Below are 23,486 nucleotides of genomic sequence, written 5' to 3'. Positions count from 1 at the left end.
GGTTCAGAACTCGTTTTGCAGGGCTTTGTAACCGCGCACCAGGTCGACGTTGGTGCGCGCCACGTCTTCGGAAAACTCCGAAGCGCTGACACTCACCGGCGGGAATTGCGACAGGTCGGTGTTCGGCCCGATGCGGGTGGTGGAGGGCACATAGAAGGCGGCGGGCAGGTCGCGGCCATCGACCACTGAGTTGTGGCGCACCACGCAGCCATCGCCGACGGCGCAGTTGAACAGCACGCTGTTGAAACCGATAAACACGCGGTCGCCAACGGTGCACGGGCCGTGGACGATGGAGCGATGCGCGATGGACGTGAATTCACCGATCGTCACCGCCGCGCCAGATTTGGAGTGGATGACCACGCCGTCCTGGATATTCGAATTGGCACCGATGGTGATCGGGTCCATGTCGCCGGTGGCGTCGACTTCGTCGGCACGGATCACCGCGTAAGGGCCGACAAACACGTTCTCGCCGATGATGACCTTGCCGCAGATGATCGCGGTTTTGTCGACGTAGGCCGACTCGGCAATCACCGGCAGATCGCCGGAAGGGTTCTTGCGGATCATGCAGTGGGCTCCTTTTTAAGGGGCGAGGTGATGATATGAACGTAGGCGCCGTCGATGGCGTTGTAGAAACAGGTCGGCCGGCCGGTGTGGCAGGCCGGGCCTTGTTGGTCGACGATCAGCAGTACCGCGTCGCCGTCGCAGTCCAAACGTGCCTCGAGCAGTCGTTGCCGGTTGCCGGAGCGTTCGCCTTTGCGCCACAGCTGCCGTCGCGAGCGCGACCAGTAGCAGACCTGCCCGGTGGCCAGGGTTTCGCTGAGGGCCTGGCGGTTCATCCAGGCGAGCATCAACACTTCGCCGCTGCCGTGCTGCTGGGCGATGGCAGCAATCAGGCCGTCGCTGTTCCACGACAGGGCGTCGAGCACCGGTTCGAGTGGGAAGCGGCTGCCGATGGCAGCCGCTTCCAGGTCGAGCATGCTCAAGGTCATGGCTTGCTCAGGGCGGCGCACAGGGTGTTGAGGTTGTACTCGAACAGCCCGGTGAAGGTGCTGGCCGGGCCTTCGGCGGCAAGGGCGTCGGAGTACAGCGTGCCGCCGATCTGTGCGCCGCTTTCGTCAGCAATCTGCTTGAGCAGGCGCGAGTCCTTGATGTTTTCCACGAACACGGCTTTGACCTTGTCCTTGCGGATCTGGGTGATCAGCGCAGCGACTTCGGCGGCCGACGGCTCACGTTCAGTCGACAGACCTTGGGGCGCCAGGAACTGGATGCCATAAGCTTGGCCCAGGTAACCGAAGGCGTCATGGGAGGTGACGATGCGACGGTTGCCCGGTGGCAGCGCGCCGAACTTGGTTTTGGCTTCGGCCAGCAGGCGGTAGATTTCTTTCAGGTAGGTTTGGCTGTTGCGCAGGTAGTCCGCCTTGTTGCTTGGGTCGGCCGCCACCAGTGCCTTGGTGATGTTATTCACATAGATTTCGGCGTTGGCCAAGTTGTGCCAGGCGTGCGGGTCGGGGATGGTTTCGCCGTCTTCGTCCATGGTGTGGGAGATCACGCCCTTGCTGGCGGTCACGACCGTGGCTTTGGTTTCTGTGCTGGTTACCAGGCGGTCCAGCCAAGGTTCAAAGCTCAGGCCGTTCTTGATGATGAGCTTGCCCTTGAGCAGCGCTTTGGCGTCATCCGGCGTGGGTTCGTAGGTGTGGGCGTCAGCGTCCGGGCCAACCATGTTGCTGATCTGGATGTGGTCGCCACCGATCTGGTGGGTGATGTCATCGAGAATACTGAAGCTGGTAACCACTTGGAGCTTGTCGGCGGCCTGGGCCATCGACAAAGGCAGCAGCAGGCTGAACAGCACGAGTAGAGCGCGCATCGGGAAACACCTCATTGGGATGTAAGCAAAGGCGGGCGGCGCAGCAAGCCGTGCACCGGACCGAAGATTACGGACAGCAAATACCCACCGCCAGCCACCAGCACGATGGCCGGGCCGCTGGGCAGCGAGTAGTAGAACGACAGCAACAAACCGAACCACACCGACAGGCATCCCAGCACCGCCGATACCGCGATCAACACCGGCAGGCGCCGGCTCCAGAAGCGTGAAGCAATCGCCGGCAACATCATCAAACCCACCACCATCAACGCGCCGATGGCCTGGAAACCAATCACCAGATTCAGCACCACCAAGGTCAGGAACAACCCGTGGGCGATCGGGCCGAGACGGCTGACGGTTTGCAGGAACAGCGGGTCGAGGGTGTCCAGCAGCAGCGGTTTGTAGATCAGCGCCATGGCGATCAGGCTGAAACCGGAGACCCAAAGCATGCCGGTGAGGGTGGTTTCATCCACCGCCAGGGCTGAGCCGAATAGCAGGTGCAGCAGGTCCAGGCGCTTACCGGCGAGGCCGAGGATCAGCACACCGGCGGCCAGCGAGATGGGGTAGATGGCGGCGAGGCTGGCGTCTTCGCGCAGGCCGGTGCGGCGCGTGATCCACGCGGCCAAGCCGGCCATGCTCAGGCCCGCGCCGAGGCCGCCGATGGTCAGCGCGGGCAGGCTGAGGCCAGCAAACCAGAAGCCCAATGCGGCGCCAGGCAGGATGCCGTGGGCCACGGCGTCACCGATCAGGCTCATGCGCCGCAGGATCAGAAACACACCCAGCGGCGCGGTGCTGCACGCGAGCACCAGCCCGCCAATGAGTGCACGGCGCATAAACACGAAGTCGAGGAACGGCATCCACAAGTGGGCGGCGAAGTGCATCAGACCACCTGCATGTGAGGTTGCGGGCGGATCAGTTCTTTACTGGGGCCGAACACGCAGCCGGTGCTTTTGATCTGCACCACGTGCGGGGTGTGATGGCGCACCGATGCCAGGTCGTGACAGACGACGATGATCGTGCGGCCTTGATCGTGCCAGGCGTGGATGTGTTTCCAGCACAGCGCCTGGCCGTCTTCGTCGAGGGCGGCGTGGGGTTCGTCGAGCAACAACACGGGCGCTTCGGCCAGGCTCATGCGGGCGAGCAGGGCGCGTTGCAGTTCGCCACCGGACAACGCCATCAACGGGCGATGCTCCAGGCCACTGAGGCACCAATCCTCCAAGACGGCTTGCAGGCGTTCGTTGCGTTGTAGCGGGGTTAGCTGAGTGCCCCAGAAACCGGCGGCGACCAACGCCTGCAGGCTGATTGGGAACTGCCGATCCAGGTGTTGTTGCTGTGGCAGGAACGACAGGCCACCGCGGCGTGGGACCGCCACGCTGACTCTTCCCGCCAGCGGTTTTTGCAGGCCTGCGATGACTTTGAGCAGGCTGCTTTTGCCAGTGCCGTTGGCGCCGATGATGCCGGTGAGGCTGCCTTTTTCCAGGGTCAAATCCAGCGCTGGAGTGAGTGGTTGCCCAGGTGCGCCCCAACGCAAAGCGTTACAGGTGATCATGCAGAGTCTCTCGTCCAGCGGCTTTCAGCCACGGCATCGTGCGCGTGCAGGCTTTCGGCATGGATCACTTTCAGGTGGAAGGCTTTGACGGCATCCGAGCGTTTCAAGGCGAGGTTCAGGCGGCGGGCGGCGTCTTCGCAGAACATCAGGTTCTGCCCGTTGGCCAAGGCGAAGGCTTGTTCGTCCGCACGTTTCACAGCGGTTTGCACGGCGGTGCCGAGGGCGGCCTCGACGTCGTCGATCAGGTTGGTGAGCGGCAAGGTGGACTGGTTGGCGTCCAACTGGATGGAAAGCTCTGCGCTGCTGCGTTGGCTGTGGGGTGTGGCGACGATGCCGTTGGCGCTGCCGAGCCAGGTCAGCACGTCTTCGTGTTGCAGCGGCGTATTGGCGAAATCTTGAACAAATTGCTGCTGAATCAATTGCCTGGCGAGCGCAGCGGAGCAGGGGCAGGTTGAGGAGTATGTAACGTCAATTTTTAGTTCCACGTGGAACATCTGGTTTTCCAGACGCGCCTCGATGCACACCGGGTAGCTTTTCCAGCCAGCTAATGGGCTGACCAGCGCCGGACGTTTTAGCAGCAAATCCGTGTGAATTCGCAGGTACGCGTTCTTAGATAAACCTTCATGACTCTCCAGAAAGCGCTGCAGTACATTACGCAGAAGTGCAGGCGTAAGAAGCTGCTGGTCGAGCATTTCCAGGGCCAGGTACAGGCGTGACATATGAATGCCACGGGCCTCGCCGTCGTCCAGGCTGACGCCCGCATCGGCAGTGGCAGCCAGGCGTTGGCCGTCGACGAGGATGGGCAAGGCGATGCCGCACATGCCCACCCAGTCGAGCGGCAAGGCTTGGCGTGAAGCCTGCGCGGCGATATCCGGCAGAGTCAGCGCATTCATGAGCAGGTCCATCGTTGGAAATAAAAAGACATGTTATATTATAACTATTGAGTCGACGATGCTTTTTCTGTTCCAGCCTTTCTTCAGTCATGTCGAGCAGGGACGCTCCTCTATTTGCGGTACATGTCATGCACAGACGTCAGCTCCTCAACCTGCTGCTGGTCAGCCCTCTGTTCACCTTTCCATTGGGGGCCTTCGCCACACAGATTCGTAATGCGCGCCTGTGGCGCTCCGACGACAAACTGCGGCTGGTGTTCGACCTCAGCGGCCCGGTGCAATACAAGACCTTTTCCCTGACCGCGCCGGAACGCCTGATCATCGACTTGAGCGGCGCCGGGCTCAGCGGTGATTTCTCGCAGCTGGCGCTGAAAAACAGCGGGATTACCTCGATCCGTTCCGGGCATTTCGGCAAAGGTGATACGCGTATCGTGCTGGACCTGGCCGCGCCAATGCAGCTCAACAGCTTCTTGTTGCCGCCGCAGGATGGCCAAGGCCATCGCCTGGTACTCGACCTGACCAACGCTACCCACGCGCCGCGCCAAATCGCCGCCGAACCGCCGCCCTTGATTGCGCCGGTGGATAAAGCCCATCCCAAGCGCGACATCATCGTGGTGGTCGACCCCGGCCACGGCGGCAAAGACCCAGGCGCGATCGGCTCCAAGGGCCAGCGCGAGAAAGACGTGGTGCTGTCCATCGCCCAATTGCTGGCCAAACGTTTGAAGCGCGAGAAGGGTTTTGACGTGAAACTGGTGCGCAACGACGACTTCTTCGTGCCGCTGCGCAAGCGCGTGGAGATTGCCCGTCAGCACAAGGCCGATATGTTTATTTCGGTGCACGCCGATGCCGCGCCACGGCTCACAGCATCCGGAGCGTCGGTGTATGCGTTGTCTGAAGGCGGCGCCACCTCCGCCACGGCGCGCTTCATGGCGCAGCGTGAAAACGGTGCGGATTTGCTGGGCGCCACTACGTTGCTCAATCTCAAGGACAAGGACCCGATGCTGGCCGGGGTGATTCTCGACATGTCGATGAACGCCACCATCGCCTCCAGCCTGCAACTGGGCAGCTCGGTGTTGGGCAGCTTGCAAAGCATCACCACGCTGCACCAGAAGCGCGTGGAGCAAGCAGGTTTCGCGGTGCTCAAATCACCGGACGTGCCGTCGATCCTGGTCGAGACCGGGTTTATCTCCAACACCCAGGACGCCCAGCGGCTGGTGACGGCGCGCCATCAACAGGCGGTGGCGGATGGGCTGTTCGAGGGCTTGAAAAAATACTTCGAGAAGAACCCGCCGATGAACAGCTACATGGCCTGGGTTCAGGAGCAGAAGAACGGCCAGGTCTAACAGCCGGTCATACGGCTGCAGGTGAACGTCGCGCGGGTGCCGCCTGAACTGGAAAACCGGTTGATCGTGGTCCAGCCCACGCGGCGCGTATAGCCGACCCACGCCTCACCATCGGACGCCAACCCGGTAAAGAACGTCAGCTGCCCATAGCGGCTGTTGGTCTGTGCCCAGTAGCGTTTGCCGATCACCTCGAAACCTCGCAAGTACGTGGTGCTGCCCACAGTCGCCACGCTATAGGCATTGCCCAACGGGTCCACACAGGCCAGCAGGTTGGCGCTGCGCGTGCAGTTTGCCAACAGGCTCGGCGCTTGGGCGCAGGCCGGTCCTGCCACCGCCAACAACAGTGCGCACACCAGGTATTTCATAGGGCTTCTCGGGGCAAGAAAGTGTTCAAGCATTGCGCCCTTCGTCGTGACGAGCAAGGGAGATTGGCTTATTCGCATTGTTATACTATAACATCGTAGCACAGCCTGACCCGTGAACCGCTCTCCATGACTGAACAAGACCTGCTGGCGCAACCGCCCTGCGACTACATGAATGAAGCCCAGCAAGGTTTCTTCCGCGAACTGCTGCTGACCCAGCGCTACGAACTGCAGGCGCGCATCCAAGCCGAGTTCCTGGTGCTACGCGAGCAAGAAACCAACAGCGACCCCGCGGATGTGGGCAGCGCCGAAGAACAGCGCCAATGGCAACTGCGCCTGCTGGAGCGTGAAAAGAAGCTGCTGGACAAGATCGACGACGCCCTGGAATTGCTCGCCCGTGGTGAGTACGGCTGGTGCCGTGAAACCGGCGACCCCATCGGCCTGAAACGCCTGCTGCTACGCCCCACCGCGACCCTGAGTATCGAAGCCAAAGAACGTGAAGAGCTGCGCGAACGCCATAAACGGGCGATTTGACCGGCCACCCCTGATGAGGAATACCTGATGCCCAATCGTCTCCCCGTTACTGTGTTGTCCGGTTTTCTCGGCGCCGGTAAAAGCACGCTGCTCAACTACGTCCTGCGCAACCGCGACAACCTGCGGGTGGCGGTGATCGTCAACGACATGAGCGAAATCAACATCGACGGCAGCGAGGTGCAGCGCGACGTCACCCTTAACCGCTCCGAAGAAAAACTGGTGGAGATGAGCAACGGCTGCATCTGCTGCACCTTGCGGGAAGACTTGCTGGAAGAAGTCGGAAAACTCGCCAAGGAAGGTCGGTTTGATTACCTGCTGATCGAATCCACTGGTATTTCCGAGCCGTTGCCCGTGGCCGAAACCTTCACCTTTCGCGATGAAAACGAGCAAAGCCTGGCCGATGTCGCGCGCCTGGACACTATGGTCACCGTGGTCGATGGCATGAACTTCCTGCTCGATTATCAGGCCGCTGAAAGCCTGGCCTCACGCGGTGAAACCTTGGGTGAAGAGGACGAACGCTCGATCACCGACCTGCTGATCGAGCAGATCGAGTTTGCCGACGTGATCCTGATCAGCAAGATCGACCTGATCAGCAGCCGCGAGCGCGAAGAATTAATGGCGATCCTCGAGCGCCTCAACGCCCAGGCGCAAATCATCCCGATGGTCATGGGCGAAGTACCGCTGAACAAGATCCTCAACACTGGCCGCTTCGACTTCGAACGTGCCGCCCAGGCGCCGGGTTGGTTGCGGGAACTGCGCGGTGAACATGTGCCGGAAACCGAAGAATACGGCATCGCCTCCACGGCTTATCGCGCGCGCCGCCCGTTTCACCCACAGCGTTTTTTCGACTTTATCGACCGCCCGTGGGTGAACGGCAAGTTGCTGCGCTCCAAGGGGTTTTTCTGGCTGGCGAGCAAGCATCAGGATGCGGGCAGTTGGTCTCAGGCCGGCGGCCTGATGCGCCATGGTTTTGCCGGGCGCTGGTGGCGCTTTGTGCCGAAAAGCCAATGGCCCCAGGACGAAGAAAGCGCGGCGGCGATCATGGGCAACTGGCAGCTGAGCACCGGCGATTGCCGCCAGGAGCTGGTGTTTATCGGGCAAAACATCGACTTCACCCAGATGCGTGCCGAGCTGGACGCCTGCTTGCTCACCGATGAAGAAATGGCCCTGGGCGTCGAGGGTTGGCGCCAGTTGGCCGACCCGTTTGGCCCTTGGTTCGAGGAGGTCGCCTGATGCTGGCCCCGGTTATCCCGCTGCGCCCGGTGATCCGCCAGACCCGTGGTGAAACCCCGCTGGCGCTGGCTGACGTGCTCAATGACGGCGTGAACCTCGCGGTTTGGCAACGCCAGTTGCCCCTGCATATCGCCCAGTTTGGTGCTTTGCTGGTGGCGCTTAACGAGCCGTTGGCTGAGTCCTTGGTGATTGAACTCAATACCGAGGACGCAGTGCCGAACTTGCAGGGTTTGGCGTCCAGTTGCCGTGATCTTGAAGGCTACGACGGCTTTATCGCCGATGTGTCGTGGCTGGTCAGCGCGTTTGCCTGTTTGCTTGGCGCCAAGCGCATTGGCGTGCGTTTGCGGCTGCTGGACAAGGCCATGTGCCCGCGTTTTCACGTTGACCACGTGCCGGTGCGGCTGATCACTACTTACGCGGGCATCGGCAGCCAGTGGCTGCGCGAAGGCGTGATGGACCGCCGCAAACTGGCCCAGCCGGACGCGGAACCCACTGAGCGCATCGAGCAGATTCTCTGCGGCGAAGTGGCGATGCTTAAGGGCACCAAATGGCATGGCAACGAAGGTCATGGTTTGATTCACCGTTCGCCAGCACTCAAGGCCGATGAGCGCCGCTTGATCCTGACGCTGGATTGGCTCGCATAACCGGGTAGGATCAAACGCTCTACACGGTCTGAAAGATGCCCAACATGCTGCAGAACATTCCCACCCACGTGATTGCCGGGCCTTTGGGCGCCGGCAAGACCAGCCTGATCAAGCACCTGCTTGCCCAACGCCCGGCCAACGAGCGCTGGGCGGTGTTGATCAACGAGTTCGGGCAGATCGGCCTGGACGCCGCCTTGCTGACCCAGGATGACGACGGCATTGCCCTGGGCGAAGTAGCGGGCGGCTGCCTGTGTTGTGTGAATGGCGCACCGTTCCAGGTAGGCCTGGGCCGCCTGCTGCGTAAGGCCAAGCCGGATCGGCTGTTTATCGAACCCTCGGGCCTTGGCCACCCGGCGCAGTTGCTCAAGCAATTGCGGCAGGCGCCGTGGCAGGGCGTGTTGGCGGTTCAGCCGTGCGTGCTGGTGCTGGATGCCGAGGCGCTGGCGGCGGGCAAACCTTTGCCTGATGCGCAACGCGAGACGCTGGCCAGTGCCGGGCTGTTGGTGTTGAACAAGGATGAGTCGCTGGATGCCGTGCAGCGCCAGGCCATTGAACAGCAATTACCCGACTGCCCGCTTTACTGGACGCGCCAGGCGCAATTGCCGCTCGAACGGTTGCCGGGCCTGAATGCGCAGGCCAACGCGGCTGTGGATAACTTCGACGTGCCCAAAGGCTTGGCGCAGCTGCCGGCTATCTGGGCCGACCCCGCGCAGCCCATCTGCCTCAGCCAGGCTCAAGAAGGCGGGTGGAGTATTGGATGGCGCTGGCACCCGAGCCAGCACTTTGCCACCCAGCGCTTGCATCACTGGCTGACAAGTCTTGAGTGGCGCCGTGCCAAACTGGTTATCCACAGCACCGAAGGCTGGGTCAGCGCCAATGCTGTGGATAACAGCACCCTCACCTGGCAACCCAGCGAATGGCGTCGCGACTCACGTATTGAATTGATCTTTGGCCAGCCACAGGACGTGGCCGCCTTGCAGCGTGCGTTAGCGGCCTGCCGTCAGTGACGGTTCTTGCTGGCGTGGTCCTGGCGCCATTGGCTCAGCTCGATCACTTCAGCGCTGGGCAGCGGCGTTTTGATCTCGAACGGGTAGGGCGCCAGTTCGATCTGCGCGCTGTGGGCGCCAAATTGGGTGATTGTCCCAGGATGGCGGGCTTCGCCGGTCACGGTGAACTCAAAGTTATAGATGCGCGCCAGACGGCGCCGACCATTGGCATCTTTCACAAAACCGATGCGCTTTAGCGCTACTGCGCCGTCAAGCAGTTCGATATCAAGCTTGGCGCAATGCTGCTTGACCCGCTCCAGCGCCCGCTCGCGCAGGCCGTGGTTGTGCCACACCCAAGCGGCGCCGGTCGCCAACAGCATCAATACGAAGATGTTTCCCAGGGTCAGCATGCAGTGAACTCCAACAAAGTGAGAGCAGCTTAACTGTGTCGCCGGCCTGTCGTATAGGCTGTGTTTAGTCGCATACTGCGCGGCCAGAATTTCAACGGCTTTACGGAAATCTCCCGCATGAAACGCACACCTCATCTGCTTGCGATCCAGTCTCATGTGGTCTTTGGCCACGCCGGAAACAGCGCCGCCGTATTCCCCATGCAGCGGGTCGGGGTGAACGTCTGGCCGCTCAACACGGTGCAGTTCTCCAACCACACCCAGTATGGTCAGTGGGCGGGCGAAGTGTTGGCGTCGCAGCAAATTCCGGCGCTGGTGGAAGGCATTGCCGCGATTGGCGAGCTGGGTAACTGCGATGCGGTGCTGTCCGGCTACCTGGGCAGTGCCGACCAAGGCCGTGCGATTCTTACCGGCGTGGCGCGCATCAAGGCCATCAACCCCAAGGCCTTGTACCTGTGCGACCCGGTGATGGGCCACCCGGAAAAGGGCTGCATCGTGCCCCAGGAAGTCAGCGATTTTCTGCTGGACGAGGCGGCGGCCATGGCGGATTTCCTCTGCCCCAACCAGCTGGAGCTGGACAGCTTTGCCGGGCGCAAGCCGCAATCGCTGTTTGATTGCCTGGGCATGGCCAGGGCGCTGCTGGCTCTCGGGCCCAAGGCCGTGCTGGTCAAGCACTTGGATTATCCGGGCAAGTTACCGGATGGCTTTGAGATGCTGCTGGTAACGGCTGAAGGCAGCTGGCACTTGCGTCGGCCGCTGTTGGCCTTCCCGCGTCAGCCGGTGGGCGTGGGCGACTTGACGTCGGGATTGTTCCTGGCGCGGGTGCTGTTGGGCGACAGCCTGTTGGCGGCCTTTGAGTTCACGGCGGCGGCGGTGCATGAAGTGCTGCTGGAAACCCAGGCCTGCGCGAGCTACGAGCTGGAACTGGTGCGCGCCCAGGACCGCATCGCCCATCCTCGAGTGCGTTTTGAGGCGACACCGATCAGCTTTTAGGGATTAGTCTGATCGAGTACCGCAAGGGGCAGCGATAGGCTTCCGGGCTTTTGGCCCCTTACGCTCAATGAGGACGACCATGTCGCATTCGTCACTGAGTTCTGCTGCGCTGGCCCTGACCTTGCTGCTGGGCGGTTGCAGCCCTCACGTCAGTGAGTCTGGCGTGACCGAGCGCCCCGTCATACCCGGTCAATTACCGGACACCCTGAAGCGTACGGCGATGATGGATAAGATCATCGAGGCCAGCGTGCAATCGATCGAGCATCGCGAGCCCAACGTTACTGATCGCCAGCCGATCTCGCCGGCACTGCTTGAGGATGAGTCCGTTGCCGATCGCAAGGCGTTCCTGGGCAGTTTTACTCTGCCTGAGGACTACTGGAATCAGTTTCGGCAGAACTTCCGATTGTTCTATAAAGGTGTCACGGAACAACACGCACGCACGTTGGGCATTTATCGCGACAAGTACCGTTCATACCTGCGCGATACCGAGAGTGCTGTGCTTGAGCAATGGCTGCAACCGGTGGGCCCTGCCGTACGCACTCGGGTAGCTGCGATCGATAGCCTCATGGCCCAGTTCTACCGTGACACCAACGAGAAAGTCGGGCGAGACACGATCGAAGATCACGTGAAACGCATGAACCAGCTGGATCAGCGCTTCGGCGTGTGTGCTCACTTTCCTCTTTGCGTGTTGGAATGAGCCTTACGGCCCGTCGGCTTTGATTTCCTGGTAGCGTTTTTCCAGCTCTTGGCGAATCTGCCGACGCTGCTGCGCCTGCACGAACCGGCGTTTGTCTTCGCTGTTCTGCGGCTGCAGCGGCGGTACGACGGCGGGTTTGCGCTGGTCGTCCACGGCCACCATGGTGAAGAAGCAGCTGTTGGTATGGCGCACCGAGCGCTCGCGGATGTTCTCGGTCACCACTTTGATCCCCACTTCCATCGACGTGTTGCCGGTGTAGTTGACCGAGGCGAGGAAGGTCACCAGTTCACCGACATGGATCGGCTCACGAAAAATCACCTGGTCGACCGACAAGGTCACCACATAGCGGCCGGCATAACGGCTCGCGCAGGCGTAGGCCACTTCGTCGAGGTACTTGAGCAGGGTGCCGCCGTGCACATTGCCTGAGAAGTTGGCCATGTCAGGGGTCATCAATACCGTCATCGACAGCTGGGCGTTTCCGGGTTCCATAGCACACTCACGGGTTGTAGGCATCGGTTGGGGAGGCACCTCTGTGGGTGCTGGAATCTTTGCAGCGCTCTCCCTTACGGGACGCCAGTGGGCGGCTTGCCGTCACGCGGTCACCGATCTGTTTCCATATATTGCACCGGCTTTTTGCCGGAAGTCGCGGTGTTAACCTTCAAAAGCCCGTCTCAGGGCATTTCTTACGACAAAGGCCGACTTTTCCTTCCGCTTATTGCGACCGTTCCAAGGTCCGGGTGGAAGTGGGAAAAGCGCCAGTACCCTTAAGGAGCCCCTCGCCATGCACGCCATCAGTTTTATCCAGGACTTGGCCGTGATCATGCTGGTGGCGGGGGTTGTCACCATCCTGTTTCACCGCCTCAAGCAGCCCGTGGTGCTGGGGTATATCGTTGCCGGGTTCATCATCGGCCCCCACACCCCGCCCTTCGGCCTGATCCACGACGAAGACACGATCAAGACCCTCGCCGAGCTGGGGGTGATCTTCCTGATGTTCTGCCTGGGCCTGGAGTTCAGCCTGCGCAAGCTGTTCAAGGTCGGCGCCACGGCGTTTATCGCCGCGTTCCTCGAGATCATTCTGATGATCTGGATCGGCTACGAAATCGGCCGCTGGTTCGACTGGAACACCATGGACTCGCTGTTCCTCGGCGCGATCCTGGCGATTTCCTCGACCACCATCATCGTCAAGGCGCTCAACGACCTGAAGATGAAAAACCAGCGCTTCGCCCAGCTGATTTTCGGCGTGCTGATCGTTGAGGACATCCTCGGTATCGGCATCATCGCCTTGCTGTCGAGCATTGCCGTGAGCGGTACGGTCAGTTCCGGAGAGGTATTCTCCACGGTCGGCAAGCTCTCGCTGTTCATGATCGTCGCGCTGGTGATTGGCATTTTGCTGGTGCCGCGCCTGCTGGCCTACGTGGCCAAGTTCGAAAGTAACGAGATGCTGTTGATCACCGTATTGGGCCTGTGTTTCGGCTTCTGCCTGCTGGTGGTGAAGCTTGAATACAGCATGGTGCTGGGCGCGTTCCTGATTGGCGCGATCATGGCCGAATCTCGTCAGTTGATTAAGATTGAGCGCCTGATCGAACCCGTTCGCGACATGTTCAGCGCGATCTTCTTTGTGGCGATTGGCTTGATGATCGACCCACAGATCCTGCTGCAATACGCGTGGCCGATCGCGGTCATTACCGTGGCGGTGGTGTTGGGCAAGATGTTGTCCTGCGGCCTGGGGGCGTTTATCGCCGGCAACGACGGCCGCACCTCGTTGCGGGTGGGCATGGGGCTGTCACAGATTGGCGAGTTTTCCTTCATCATCGCCGCGTTGGGCATGACCTTGCAGGTGACCAGCGATTTCCTCTATCCAGTGGCCGTGGCCGTGTCGGCAATCACCACGTTGCTCACGCCGTACCTGATTCGCGGCGCCGACCCGTTGTCGTTGAAGATTGCGGCGGTGATGCCCAAACGCATGAGCCGGGTGTTTGGCATGTATGGCGAGTGGCTGCGCAGCATTCAGCCTCAGGGTGAGGGTGCAATGCTTGCGTCGATGATTCGCAAGATCATCCTGCAAGTGGGTGTAAACCTGGCGTTGGTGGTAGCGATCTTCTTTACTGGCAGCTTCTTCGCGGCACGCATCGGTGGGTACCTGGAGGGTTGGATCAGTGACCCAAGTTGGCAGAAGGCGTTGATCTGGGGCGGGGCGTTGTTGTTGTCGCTGCCGTTTTTGATTGCGGCGTATCGCAAGCTCAAGGCGCTGTCGATGTTGCTGGCGGAGATGAGCGTGAAGCCGGAAATGGCCGGGCGGCATACCCAGCGCGTGCGACGAGTGATCGCCGAACTGATCCCCATCCTCTCGCTGCTGGTGATTTTCCTGCTACTGGCAGCCTTGTCGGCCAGTATTTTGCCGACCAACAAGTTGCTGGTGCTGATCGCCGTGGTGGCGGCAGCGGTGGCGGCGGTGCTCTGGCGGTGGTTCATCCGCGTGCATACGCGGATGCAGGTCGCCTTGCTGGAGACCCTGGATAACCACAAAGATACGCCGGAGCACTAGAGGCCGGGGTGTGGGGCTCAGCTTTCCAGCCAGACGTCCCGCGCCCAGTGCCACACCGATTCCCAAGTTTCTTCGGTGACCAGTTCTTCTTCGCCGGACCACAGCACCACGGTGCCGTCTTCTTCGACGCAGTAGTAGTCGTCGCCGTCCTGGCAGATCGGGATCATGCTGCGGTCAACGCCGGCATCCCAGGCGTTGGCGGCAACGTCTGGCAGGTAGGTGTGGGACTGCGGGTCGGTGACGGTCACCGGCTCCAGGCTGCCATACACCACGTCGCTGACGGTCAGCAGGAATTCGCGGAAGACAAACGGGATGTCGATGAACAGTTGTTCCTCGATTTCCACCAGTTGGTCTTCGTCAGGCAGCTCCAGAGGCACCGGGACCGGTTCGTTGGCTTCACGCAATTGTTCGATGATTTCTTCCACGGCCGGGATCCTCTTGCTAGATGGCGCGGTTAATAGGGGCGTTTTATACAGTAGCTCGCTATAAGTGCAACCGTGAAATAGAAAACCCCGGAACATGTCCGGGGTTTTTATTACCAAGTGCTCAAACGCGCAGCGATCAGCCGTTCTGGCGGATACCGGCAACCAGCCATGGCTGGTTGTCGCCTTGCGGGCGTTCCATGTTCCAGCTTTCGCTGAACACTTCACCCTGGTCGAAACGCGAAGTCTTCGACACGCCGCTGAAGGTCAAAGTTGCGATGGTCTTGTCGGCGCGATCATCCACACCTTCCAGCTGTACGCGCAGGTCGTCGATGTAAGTCGACTGGAACGCATCGCCCAGGTCAGCGCGTTCGCGCTTGAGGAACTCCAGCAGTTGCGGGGTCACGAACTCGGAGATCTTATCCATTTCGTTGGCGTCCCAGTGTTGCTGCAGGGACTGGAAGTGGCTGCGTGCCGCTTCGACGAAACGCTCTTCGTTGAACCAGGCCGGTGCGTTGATAACCGGACGAGCGGCAGCAGGTGCAGCCGAACCGCCGAAGATCGAACCCATGGCTGGTTTTTGCTCGAACGCTTCACGCTGCATCGGCGCGCCGGCTGGAGCCAAGTGCTCCTGCTGCTTGCGGCGACGGGCGGCGATAAAGCGGAAGATCAGGAAAGCGATGACCGCCATGATCAGGATGTCGAAGATCTGCATACCCTGGAAGCCGCCGCCCATGAACATGGACGCGAGCAGGCCACCGGCAGCGATACCGGCCAGAGGGCCCAACCAGCGCGAAGCACCGCCAGCTTTGGCTGCTGCGCCAGCCGCACCGGTTGCACCCGCCGTTGCCGCTGCACCGCCGGCACCGGCGGCTGGAGCCATTTGGCTGGTCTGGTGAGTCGGCGCCGAGCCCATGCTTTTGCCGCCACCGAAGCGCTTGGCGTTGGCGTCGAGGCTCATCGTCAGGCCGATGCACAACGCCATGGCGATGCTAAGAAAACGTTTCATCAAGGGAATTCCCATTTGTGGATTGCACGCGCGCCATGTTGCACAGGTGTCGTGACACTGGCTAGCGGCATAATGTTTCGGGCTTTTACGTAAGACAAATCCCGAAAGGTCTGTAGGACTAGTTACAGATATTGGCCCGCGTTCCTCAAAAACAAGGGCCAGCCTACCGATCGATCGTTCCCACGCTCCGCGTGGTAACGCATCCTGTGACGCTCCGAGTCACGAGGTTAAAGCGCGACGCAGAGCGTCCCGGGCGGAATTCCCACGCGGAGCGTGGGAATGCTCAGGTCAGAGGGCTTCGAGCTTCGCGTAGCCCATCATCAGCCACTTGCTGCCTTCGGCGAAGTTCACCTGCACCCGTGCCTGGGCACCGGCGCCTTCGAAGTTGAGGATCACACCCTCGCCGAAGACCGCATGCTTGACCTGCTGGCCAAGGCTGAACGGCGTTTCCGGAATTTCGGAGCCGGCAAACATGCTGCTGGAGTTCTGCTGCTGGCCGCCGCCGAACGGGCGGCTGACGCTGTTGGACAAGCGCACTTCCTGGATCAAACCTTTCGGCACTTCACGTACGAAGCGCGACACCTTGTTGTAGGTCTCGCTGCCGTACAGGCGTCGGGTCTCGGCGTAGGTCATCACCAGGTTCTGCATGGCCCGGGTGATGCCCACGTAAGCCAAGCGGCGTTCTTCTTCAAGGCGGCCGGGCTCTTCCAGGCTCATCTTGTGCGGGAACAGGCCTTCTTCCATGCCCACCAGGAACACGTAAGGGAATTCCAGGCCCTTGGCGCTGTGCAAGGTCATCAACTGGACGCTGTCTTCATGCTCATCGGCCTGGGTATCACCCGCTTCCAGCGAAGCATGGCCGAGGAAGGCGGCGAGCGGGGTCAGCTCTTCATCGTCCTCAGTGTTCTCGAACGCGCGGGCGGCGCTGACCAGTTCCTCAAGGTTTTCTACCCGGGCCTGGCCTTTCTCGCCTTTTTCCGCTTCGTGATAGGCAATCAGCCCGGACTGTTCGATCACGGTCTGGGTCATCAAGTGCAGGGGCATTTCTGCGCACTTGGCGGCCAGGTTCTCGATCAGCTCGACAAACACGCCCAAGGCACCGGCGGCGCGGCCGGTCAGGCCTTTATTGGCGATCAGCAAGCGCATGGCTTCCCACATCGACACATCGGCGTGGCGTGCGTGGTCGCGAATGGCCTCGACGGTCTTCTCGCCAATGCCACGCGCCGGGATATTGATCACCCGCTCCAGCGCCGCGTCATTGCCACGGCCTTCCAGCAGGCGCAGGTAGGCCATGGCGTTCTTGATTTCCGCACGCTCGAAGAAGCGCTGGCCGCCATAGATGCGGTACGGGATGCGCTCGCGCAGCAAGGCTTCTTCCAATACCCGCGATTGGGCGTTGGAGCGGTACAGAATGGCGATATCGCTGCGCGCCAAGCCGGTTTTCAGCGCGCTTTCGATGGTTTCCACCACATAGCGCGCTTCATCGTGCTCGTTGAACGCGGCGTACAAGTTGATCGCTTCGCCTTTGCCGCCGTCCGTCCACAGCTCTTTGCCCATGCGCCCGGTGTTATTGGCGATCAGTGCGTTGGCAGCCTTGAGGATGCCGGCGGTGGAGCGGTAGTTCTGCTCCAGACGGATAGTGATCGCGTCCGGGAAGTCGTCGGAATACTGGTAGATGTTCTCGATCTTCGCGCCACGCCAGCCGTAGATCGACTGGTCGTCATCGCCCACCACCATCAGGCTGTCGCCGCCTTTGGCCAGCAAGCGCAGCCAAGCGTATTGCACGGCGTTGGTGTCCTGGAACTCGTCCACCAGAATGTGCCGGAAGCGCTTCTGGTAATGGGCCAGCAAGCCTGGGTTGTCTCGCCACAGGTCGAGCGCGCGCAGCAGCAGCTCGGAAAAGTCGATCACGCCGGCGCGCACGCAGGCGGCCTCGTACGCTTCATAAATGCTGCGCATGGTGGCCAGGAACAAATCGCCGCTGGCCTGGATATGTTGCGGGCGCAGGCCTTCGTCTTTCTGACCGTTGATAAACCACTGCGCCTGGCGGGCGGGCCAGCGCTGTTCATCGAGGCCCAGCTCGCGGATCACGCGCTTGACCAAGCGTTGCTGGTCATCGCTGTCGAGGATCTGGAAGGTCTGGCTCAGCCCCGCTTTCTGCCAATGCGCCCGCAACAGGCGGTGCGCCAGGCCGTGGAAAGTGCCCACCCACATGCCGGCCGGGCTGATGCCCATCAGCTGCTCGATGCGGTGGCGCATCTCGGCAGCGGCCTTGTTGGTGAAGGTCACCGACAGGATGGAGTGTGGGGACGCGTTTTCGACCTGGATCAACCAGGCGATACGGTGCACCAGCACACGGGTTTTACCGGAACCAGCACCGGCCAGGACCAACTGACGGCCAACGGGGGCTGCTACGGCCTGGCGTTGGGCATCGTTGAGGGAGTTCAGCAAAAGGGAGAGATCATCGCGCATCGGCGCATTCTAGGGTGCCCGGGGGAGTGGGGCAAATCCCAATGCCGGGTGGTCGCAAGAAACCTCAGGAAGCGCTTCGGGCGGGGGGAAACATTCTGCCGAGATGGATGACCGGTTGGTCATAGGCTGCAGCCCGCGCAGTGTCTCGCTCGAGGTGTCTGGCTCCGGAGTTTGCGGCGGTTTGTCGCGCGGGTTTTATGACGTGGGGCAGTTTGGCCCACGCGCTTGCTTGTGTATGCTCCGTGCACGTTTCGGGCTCACCATTATAAGAACACTGCCTATGACTCTCAGTCCCGACCTGTTCGGCCCCTCGGCGGCGCCTGCGCAGATCATCCGTAAACATTACGCAACCGAGATGGCGGTCGAACGCACTCGCCTGCTGTACCAAGGGTCATTGCTGCCGACTTTATTGATGTTGGTGAATGGCCTGGTCTGCGCCTGGTTGCTATGGAACCCCAAACAATATCTGTTGGACAGCGTCTGGCTGATCTGGCTGCTCGCGCTGGTGGCGTTGCGCGTGATCCAGGTGGCGGCCTTTGATTCGGCGATGCCCAGCCGTCAAGCCCAACCGATCTGGCGGCGCATGTTCATGCTCGGCTCGGCGGTCAGCGGCCTTACCTTAGCCACTGCCGCTATCGCCCTGGTGCCGGCGGACAGCTTCATGCAGCAGGCCTGGGTGTTCGGCCTGCTCGGTGCGGCGACGCTGTCGGCCAGCGTCGCCTATGCAGTGAGCCTGCCCGCGTTCCTGTCCTTTGCCGTGCCGTGTCTGGTGCCGGCCATCCTTTATCTGTTCTGGAAGGGCGCGCCTGCGCAACAAGGTTGGGGCGTGCTCGGCCTAATCCTGCTGGGCTCTTTGAGCCTGGTGGCGTGGCAGGTCAACCGCCTGACCCAGCGCGGGTTGTTGCGACGTTTCCAGAACCAGGCACTGATCGAGCATCTACAGCAGGCGCAGCAGCGCAGCGAACGGTTGAATCAGGAACTGGTGCGCGAAGTTGAGCAGCGGCGCCAGGTCGAACAGGAATTGCGCGAAGCCCAGACCGGCCTGCAAGACCGCATGGCGCAACGCAGCCAGGAACTGGACGCCGCCAGCCTCGCCCTGAATAAAAGTGAAGCGCGCCTGGCCATGGCCCTGCAAGCCAGCGAACTGGGGCTGTGGGACTGGAACCTGCAAACCGACGAAGTCCACCACACCCAACTCAAGGAACTGTTCGGCCTGGAACCTGAATACGTCACGGCGATGCTCAGCCACCTCAAGCCGCGCCTGCACCCTGACGACTTGCCGCTGCTCAAGCGCGCGCTGGTGGAGCACCTTAAGGGCCGCAGCGAGGACTATCAGGTCGAATACCGCGTGCGGCATGGCGATGGCCATTGGGTGTGGATCGAAGACCGTGGCCGCGCCGTGGAGCGCACGCCCGGCGGACGGGTCACGCGCATGCTCGGTACTCGCCGCGACATTAGCGCCGGCAAGGTCCTGGAGGAACAGCAGCGTCTGGCGTCGACCGTGTTCGAAGCGGCCAGCGAAGGCATCGTGATTCTTGACCCGGACTACGCGCTGATCGCCGTTAACCAGGCCTTCAGCCGCGTCACCGGTTTTGAAATCGATGACATGCTCGGGCGCAACGTGGTGGAGCTGCCCAGCACTCGCGATGCCCGCCGCCATTTCCCGGTGATTCGCCAGGCATTGCTCAGCCACGGCACCTGGCAGGGCGAGCTGGTGGAAACGCGCAAGAACGGCGAGCTGTACCCGCAATGGCTGCAACTGAACGTGGTGCGCGATGCTCGGGGAAAAGTCAGCCATATTGTGGGCTTCTTCGCCGATCTTTCGGCGCGGCGTGAATCCGAGGAGCGCATGCGCTACCTCACCCACTACGACGAGTTGACCGGCCTGGCCAACCGTTCGCTGTTCCGCGAGCGCCTGCGCGAAGCCCATGCACGCGTGCGCCAAGGCGGGCGCAGCCTGGCGCTGCTGCATATCAACCTGGACCGCTTCAAGTTGCTCAACGACAGCCTCGGCCATGAAGTCGCCGACCAGTTGTTGCAGAAAATGGCGCGCCGGCTGATCAACGCCTTGCCCGAAGCCGACACCATCGCGCGTCTGTCCGGGGATGAGTTCGCCGTGCTGTTCGACGCCTATGGCAACCTGTCGAGCCTCGCGCGTGTGGCTACTCGGCTTCTCGCCAAGCTGCGCGTGCCGGTGACGGTGGAAGGGCATGAGCTGGTGGTCAGCGCCTCTATTGGCGTCAGCCTGCTGCCGGATAATGCGCGGGAAATTTCCGCACTGGTCACCCAGTCGAACATGGCCATGCAACACGCCAAGCACTTGGGCGGCAATAACTTCCAGTTCTACACCGACAGCCTGCAGGCCAGCACGCTGGAGCGTTTGCAGCTGGAGAACCACCTGCGCAAGGCCATCGAAGAACGCCAGCTGGCGGTGTTCTACCAGCCGAAACTGTGCCTGGCTACCGGCAAGCTGAACGCCGCCGAGGCGCTGATTCGCTGGGAACACCCGCAGTGGGGCATGGTGCCGCCGGCGGACTTTATCGGCCTGGCCGAAGAAACTGGCTTGATCGTACCGCTGGGCGAATTCGTGCTGCGCCAAGCCTGCTGGCAAGCCTGTGAGTGGCAGCGCCAGGGGCTGGCGCCGATTCGGGTGTCGGTGAACCTTTCCGTGCATCAGCTGCGCCAAGGCAAGCTGGTCAGCCTGGTGCGTCAGGTGCTCGAAGAGACCGGCCTGGACCCGCAATACCTCGAGCTGGAGCTGACCGAAAGCCAACTGCTCGACAGTGTCGAACACATCATCGCCACCTTCCAGCAACTGCGCGACCTGGGCGTGAAGCTGGCCATCGATGACTTTGGCACCGGCTATTCGTCCCTCAGCTACCTCAAGCGCATCCCCGTGGACTACGTGAAGATCGACCAGACGTTTATTCGCGGGCTGGGCCAGGGCCGCGAGGACGCCGCCATTACCCGCGCCATCATCGCCATGGCCCATGGGCTGGCGCTCAAGGTAGTGGCCGAGGGCGTGGAGGACCAGCAGCAGTTGGATTTCCTGCGCGGGGAGCACTGCGATGAAGTGCAGGGCTACCTGATCAGCCGGCCGATGGAGGCGCAAGGGCTAGCAGAATTGTTACGCAAAAATGCAGACTTTCCTTAAAGCGCGCCAGGCCGCCCGTGTGGCTACATGCCGGCCCCCCGCTGATTCAAAGGGCATCAGGGCGATTTAGTGATGCATCGGACGGGCAAAACGGTAATTCTTGTAGTATAACTACAAGCTTGCTACATCCCTGGCACCTGCCAATAACAAGAGTCCTGCCCTTTGAACCTGTTGCAACATATCGCCCAGTCGCGCCACCTGTTACGCAAATCGGAACTCAAGGTTGCCGATCACGTGCTGCTTGACCCTGCGGCCGTGATGCACAGTTCCATGGCCGACCTGGCCCACAGCGTGGGCATCAGTGAGCCGACCATCGTGCGCTTTTGCCGCGCCATCGGTTGCTCCGGGTTCCAGGACTTGAAACTCAAGCTGGCCCAGAGCCTGGCAGCGGGGGCGAGCTTCGGGCAGTTTGCGATTCACGAAGACGATTCTGTTGCTGACTACAGCCTGAAAATCTTCGACACCACCTTGCACACCCTCATGGAAGTGCGCGAGAAGCTCGACCCGGTGGAGTTGCAGAAGGCCGTGACCGCGATGTCCCAGGCCCAGCGCGTCGAGTTTTACGGCTTCGGTGCTTCCGGCGCCGTGGCTGCCGATGCCCAGCACAAATTCTTCCGCCTGTTGCTCACCGCAGCGGCCTACAGCGACCCGCACATGCAGGCGATGTCGGCGGTTACGTTGAAACCGACCGATGTGGCCATCTGCATTTCTCAGTCCGGCCGCTCCAAAGACCTGCTGATCACCGCCAACCTGGTGCGTGAAAGCGGCGCGACGCTGATTACCTTGTGCCCAAGCCAGACGCCGTTGGCGGAGCTGTCCACGGTCAACCTGGCGATTGACGTGCACGAAGACACCGAAATCTACACGCCACTGACCTCGCGCATCGCCCACTTGGTGGTGATTGACGTGCTGGCGATGGGTGTAGCCATGGCGCGCGGGCCGAGCCTGGTCAACCACCTCAAGAGCGTGAAGCGCAGCTTGCGCAGCCTGCGGTTGTCGCCTAAGTCCGTCAAAGCCCTCGACGACTGATCAAAGGCTGAGCGCGGTCAAAAATGTGGGAGCTGGCGTGCCTGCGATTACGGTCTGTCAGTTGCCATATTGGGTGGCTGATGCATCGCCATCGCAGGCAAGCCAGCTCCCACATTGGCTTTGCGCCAATTTCCGAATATTCATCGTCCTGTAACCCGCGCGCCGCCAAACCGTCATCCCCCGCGCCCATCCTGACCTCCCCGTACTCGCATTGGGAGACTCAACATGGCCCGGCAATACGAAGACAGCAGCACCGTCAAAACCCGTCGTCAGCAGGAAGACCAGCGCCGCATGGCGTTCCGTCGTGCAATCGAAGACCGTTGTGAGGAGCGCCAATTACTCCAGAGCATCAGTGACTACCCGGAACTCCACTGGCAGGCACCCGCGGCTGCCCAGCGAAGCGTTCAGCCAACGCGCTGATCTGCACCCGCTCGCTGCGGATAAAGCCCAGGAACGCATGGGCCACTGGTGATAGGCGCTTGGCCTTGGCCTGCACCAGGCACCAGCTGCGGTACAGCGGCAGTTCTTCCACCGGCAGCTCCTTGAGCCCGCCGATGGCCAGTTCCAGGTTGACCGCGTGGCGCGTCAGCAGCGCCACGCCCAACCCCGCGCTCACACACTCACGCTGCGCCTCGGCCGAGGCCACTTCCACCGTCTGGGTGAAGTGCACGCGTTTCTCCTTGAAGTACTCCTCGCAAGCCAGCCGCGTGCCGGAACCCGGCTCGCGCAGCAGCAGCGTGTAAGGCTCCAGGTCCTGCAAGCGCAGCGGGCCTTGCAGGCTCAAAGGATGATCGAGCGGCGCCACGGCGACAATCGGGTTGTTCAGAAACGGCAGAAATTCCAATCCCATGTCCTGGGGCACCATGGACATGATCACCAGATCATCGCGGTTATCCGAAAGCCGGCGAATCACCTGGGCGCGGTTGACCACCGTCAGGTGCAATTGCACTTCCGGGTGCTGGCGCTTGAAGGCGGCAAACAGGTGGGGCACGAAGTACTTGGCGCTGGATTCGATCGCCAACTTCAGTTGGCCCTGCAGTGAGCCTTGCATGTCCGACAGCTGCATATCGAGGTTTTCCAGGCGCCCGAAAATGTCGCGGCTGGCCCGTTGCAAGGCTTCGGCGGCTTCGGTCATGTAGAGCTTTTTGCCGACGTAATCGAACAGCGGCTGGCCGACCAGCTCTTCTAGCTGGCGAATTTGTAGGCTAACGGCAGGTTGTGTGAGGGACATTTCCTCGGCGGCACGGCTGTAGGAACGCAAATCACAGACTTCATTGAAGATCTGCAATTGCCGTAATGTCATACGCATCAATGACTTACGCACTATTTAAATCCTCTCGCCCCAGGCTGTCCGGT

The 23,486-nt window shown here is 61.3% G+C and carries 24 protein-coding genes; 11 read left to right on the top strand and 13 right to left on the bottom strand.

Annotated elements, in window-relative coordinates; genetic code table 11:
• Positions 1 to 3: 3 nt before the first annotated feature.
• The 6 genes from KZH41_RS00680 to folE2 are packed head-to-tail and all read right to left on the bottom strand — an operon-like array spanning position 4 to position 4,303.
• Positions 4 to 564: a DapH/DapD/GlmU-related protein gene (locus KZH41_RS00680; RefSeq protein ID WP_017135756.1), complete on the bottom strand. Its 561-nt coding sequence runs from the start codon at positions 562 to 564 to the stop codon at positions 4 to 6.
• The gene (gene hisI, locus KZH41_RS00675) at positions 561 to 989 is read right to left on the bottom strand and encodes a phosphoribosyl-AMP cyclohydrolase (RefSeq protein ID WP_263274209.1); all 429 of its coding nucleotides are present in this window, start codon (positions 987 to 989) and stop codon (positions 561 to 563) included. Before hisI ends, KZH41_RS00680 begins: the two co-directional genes overlap by 4 nt.
• Positions 986 to 1,864, bottom strand: coding sequence for a metal ABC transporter substrate-binding protein (locus KZH41_RS00670; RefSeq protein ID WP_263274208.1), 879 nt, complete (start codon positions 1,862 to 1,864; stop codon positions 986 to 988). The genes hisI and KZH41_RS00670 overlap by 4 nt, the downstream gene beginning before the upstream one ends.
• 11 nt (positions 1,865 to 1,875) lie before the next feature.
• Entirely contained in the window at positions 1,876 to 2,742 is an 867-nt protein-coding gene (locus KZH41_RS00665) for a metal ABC transporter permease (protein WP_094949027.1), read from the bottom strand.
• A complete protein-coding gene (locus KZH41_RS00660) occupies positions 2,742 to 3,410 on the bottom strand; it encodes a metal ABC transporter ATP-binding protein (protein ID WP_263274207.1) in 669 nt (222 codons plus the stop codon). The genes KZH41_RS00665 and KZH41_RS00660 overlap by 1 nt, the downstream gene beginning before the upstream one ends.
• Positions 3,407 to 4,303 carry a GTP cyclohydrolase FolE2 gene (gene folE2, locus KZH41_RS00655; protein WP_094949025.1) on the bottom strand — a complete coding sequence of 299 codons (897 nt, stop codon included), beginning with the start codon at positions 4,301 to 4,303 and terminating at the stop codon, positions 3,407 to 3,409. The genes KZH41_RS00660 and folE2 overlap by 4 nt, the downstream gene beginning before the upstream one ends.
• 128 nt (positions 4,304 to 4,431) lie before the next feature.
• Here folE2 and KZH41_RS00650 point away from each other — a divergent pair, with 128 nt between their 5' ends.
• Complete coding sequence (locus tag KZH41_RS00650) at positions 4,432 to 5,643, top strand: N-acetylmuramoyl-L-alanine amidase (protein ID WP_242153564.1); 1,212 nt, start codon at positions 4,432 to 4,434, stop codon at positions 5,641 to 5,643.
• Here the strand turns inward: KZH41_RS00650 and KZH41_RS00645 are convergent.
• Positions 5,640 to 6,008: a glutamine synthetase gene (locus KZH41_RS00645; RefSeq protein ID WP_094949024.1), complete on the bottom strand. Its 369-nt coding sequence runs from the start codon at positions 6,006 to 6,008 to the stop codon at positions 5,640 to 5,642. The genes KZH41_RS00650 and KZH41_RS00645 overlap by 4 nt on opposite strands.
• A gap of 126 nt (positions 6,009 to 6,134) precedes the next feature.
• On the opposite strand from KZH41_RS00645, the gene dksA reads away from it, so the two are divergent.
• From dksA to KZH41_RS00625, 4 genes are read left to right on the top strand one after another with little or no spacing between them, the layout of a single operon-like run.
• Entirely contained in the window at positions 6,135 to 6,539 is a 405-nt protein-coding gene (dksA, locus tag KZH41_RS00640; RefSeq protein WP_094949023.1) for an RNA polymerase-binding protein DksA, read from the top strand.
• A gap of 27 nt (positions 6,540 to 6,566) precedes the next feature.
• Positions 6,567 to 7,772: a zinc metallochaperone GTPase ZigA gene (gene zigA, locus KZH41_RS00635; protein ID WP_094949022.1), complete on the top strand. Its 1,206-nt coding sequence runs from the start codon at positions 6,567 to 6,569 to the stop codon at positions 7,770 to 7,772.
• On the top strand, positions 7,772 to 8,416 hold the full coding sequence (locus KZH41_RS00630; protein WP_242153560.1) for a DUF1826 domain-containing protein: 645 nt from the start codon (positions 7,772 to 7,774) through the stop codon (positions 8,414 to 8,416). Before zigA ends, KZH41_RS00630 begins: the two co-directional genes overlap by 1 nt.
• 44 nt (positions 8,417 to 8,460) lie before the next feature.
• Positions 8,461 to 9,423 carry a CobW family GTP-binding protein gene (locus KZH41_RS00625; protein ID WP_263274206.1) on the top strand — a complete coding sequence of 321 codons (963 nt, stop codon included), beginning with the start codon at positions 8,461 to 8,463 and terminating at the stop codon, positions 9,421 to 9,423.
• Here the strand turns inward: KZH41_RS00625 and KZH41_RS00620 are convergent.
• A complete protein-coding gene (locus KZH41_RS00620; protein WP_083356039.1) occupies positions 9,417 to 9,812 on the bottom strand; it encodes a DUF3301 domain-containing protein in 396 nt (131 codons plus the stop codon). The genes KZH41_RS00625 and KZH41_RS00620 overlap by 7 nt on opposite strands.
• A gap of 117 nt (positions 9,813 to 9,929) precedes the next feature.
• On the opposite strand from KZH41_RS00620, the gene pdxY reads away from it, so the two are divergent.
• Both pdxY and KZH41_RS00610 read left to right on the top strand, forming a co-directional pair.
• Positions 9,930 to 10,802: a pyridoxal kinase PdxY gene (gene pdxY, locus KZH41_RS00615; protein WP_094949018.1), complete on the top strand. Its 873-nt coding sequence runs from the start codon at positions 9,930 to 9,932 to the stop codon at positions 10,800 to 10,802.
• A 79-nt stretch (positions 10,803 to 10,881) separates the two neighbouring features.
• Positions 10,882 to 11,499 (top strand): hypothetical protein, encoded by a 618-nt coding sequence (locus KZH41_RS00610; RefSeq protein ID WP_094949017.1) that lies wholly within the window; start codon positions 10,882 to 10,884, stop codon positions 11,497 to 11,499.
• Positions 11,500 to 11,502: 3 nt separating this feature from the next.
• Here the strand turns inward: KZH41_RS00610 and KZH41_RS00605 are convergent, their stop codons facing one another.
• A complete protein-coding gene (locus KZH41_RS00605; protein ID WP_094949016.1) occupies positions 11,503 to 11,988 on the bottom strand; it encodes an acyl-CoA thioesterase in 486 nt (161 codons plus the stop codon).
• Between the two features lie 292 nt (positions 11,989 to 12,280).
• Here KZH41_RS00605 and KZH41_RS00600 point away from each other — a divergent pair, with 292 nt between their 5' ends.
• Positions 12,281 to 14,044, top strand: a complete 1,764-nt coding sequence (locus KZH41_RS00600; protein WP_242153554.1) for a cation:proton antiporter — start codon at positions 12,281 to 12,283, stop codon at positions 14,042 to 14,044.
• Positions 14,045 to 14,061: 17 nt separating this feature from the next.
• Here KZH41_RS00600 and KZH41_RS00595 read toward each other — a convergent pair whose 3' ends face one another.
• From KZH41_RS00595 to uvrD, 3 genes are all read right to left on the bottom strand, one after another.
• Positions 14,062 to 14,469, bottom strand: a complete 408-nt coding sequence (locus tag KZH41_RS00595) for an SMI1/KNR4 family protein (protein ID WP_017739032.1) — start codon at positions 14,467 to 14,469, stop codon at positions 14,062 to 14,064.
• A gap of 136 nt (positions 14,470 to 14,605) precedes the next feature.
• The gene (locus tag KZH41_RS00590) at positions 14,606 to 15,475 is read right to left on the bottom strand and encodes a Tim44 domain-containing protein (protein WP_094949014.1); all 870 of its coding nucleotides are present in this window, start codon (positions 15,473 to 15,475) and stop codon (positions 14,606 to 14,608) included.
• Between the two features lie 288 nt (positions 15,476 to 15,763).
• Positions 15,764 to 17,947: a DNA helicase II gene (uvrD, locus tag KZH41_RS00585; protein ID WP_263274205.1), complete on the bottom strand. Its 2,184-nt coding sequence runs from the start codon at positions 17,945 to 17,947 to the stop codon at positions 15,764 to 15,766.
• A 280-nt stretch (positions 17,948 to 18,227) separates the two neighbouring features.
• On the opposite strand from uvrD, the gene KZH41_RS00580 reads away from it, so the two are divergent.
• The 3 genes from KZH41_RS00580 to KZH41_RS00570 all read left to right on the top strand — a co-directional run bounded on the left by KZH41_RS00580 (position 18,228) and on the right by KZH41_RS00570 (position 22,550).
• A complete protein-coding gene (locus KZH41_RS00580; RefSeq protein WP_263274204.1) occupies positions 18,228 to 21,101 on the top strand; it encodes an EAL domain-containing protein in 2,874 nt (957 codons plus the stop codon).
• 162 nt (positions 21,102 to 21,263) lie between these two features.
• Positions 21,264 to 22,130 carry a transcriptional regulator HexR gene (gene hexR / locus KZH41_RS00575; protein WP_010168370.1) on the top strand — a complete coding sequence of 289 codons (867 nt, stop codon included), beginning with the start codon at positions 21,264 to 21,266 and terminating at the stop codon, positions 22,128 to 22,130.
• Positions 22,131 to 22,355: 225 nt separating this feature from the next.
• A complete protein-coding gene (locus KZH41_RS00570) occupies positions 22,356 to 22,550 on the top strand; it encodes a PA3496 family putative envelope integrity protein (protein ID WP_082895969.1) in 195 nt (64 codons plus the stop codon).
• Here the strand turns inward: KZH41_RS00570 and KZH41_RS00565 are convergent.
• On the bottom strand, positions 22,480 to 23,454 hold the full coding sequence (locus tag KZH41_RS00565; RefSeq protein WP_094949011.1) for a LysR family transcriptional regulator: 975 nt from the start codon (positions 23,452 to 23,454) through the stop codon (positions 22,480 to 22,482). The two genes, KZH41_RS00570 and KZH41_RS00565, sit on opposite strands and share 71 nt — an antisense overlap.
• Between the last annotated feature and the right edge of the window lie 32 nt (positions 23,455 to 23,486).

The sequence above is a fragment of the Pseudomonas sp. YeP6b genome (assembly GCF_025642995.1).
Classification (GTDB): domain Bacteria; phylum Pseudomonadota; class Gammaproteobacteria; order Pseudomonadales; family Pseudomonadaceae; genus Aquipseudomonas.
This window is presented reverse-complemented; position numbering and strand designations above follow the sequence as displayed.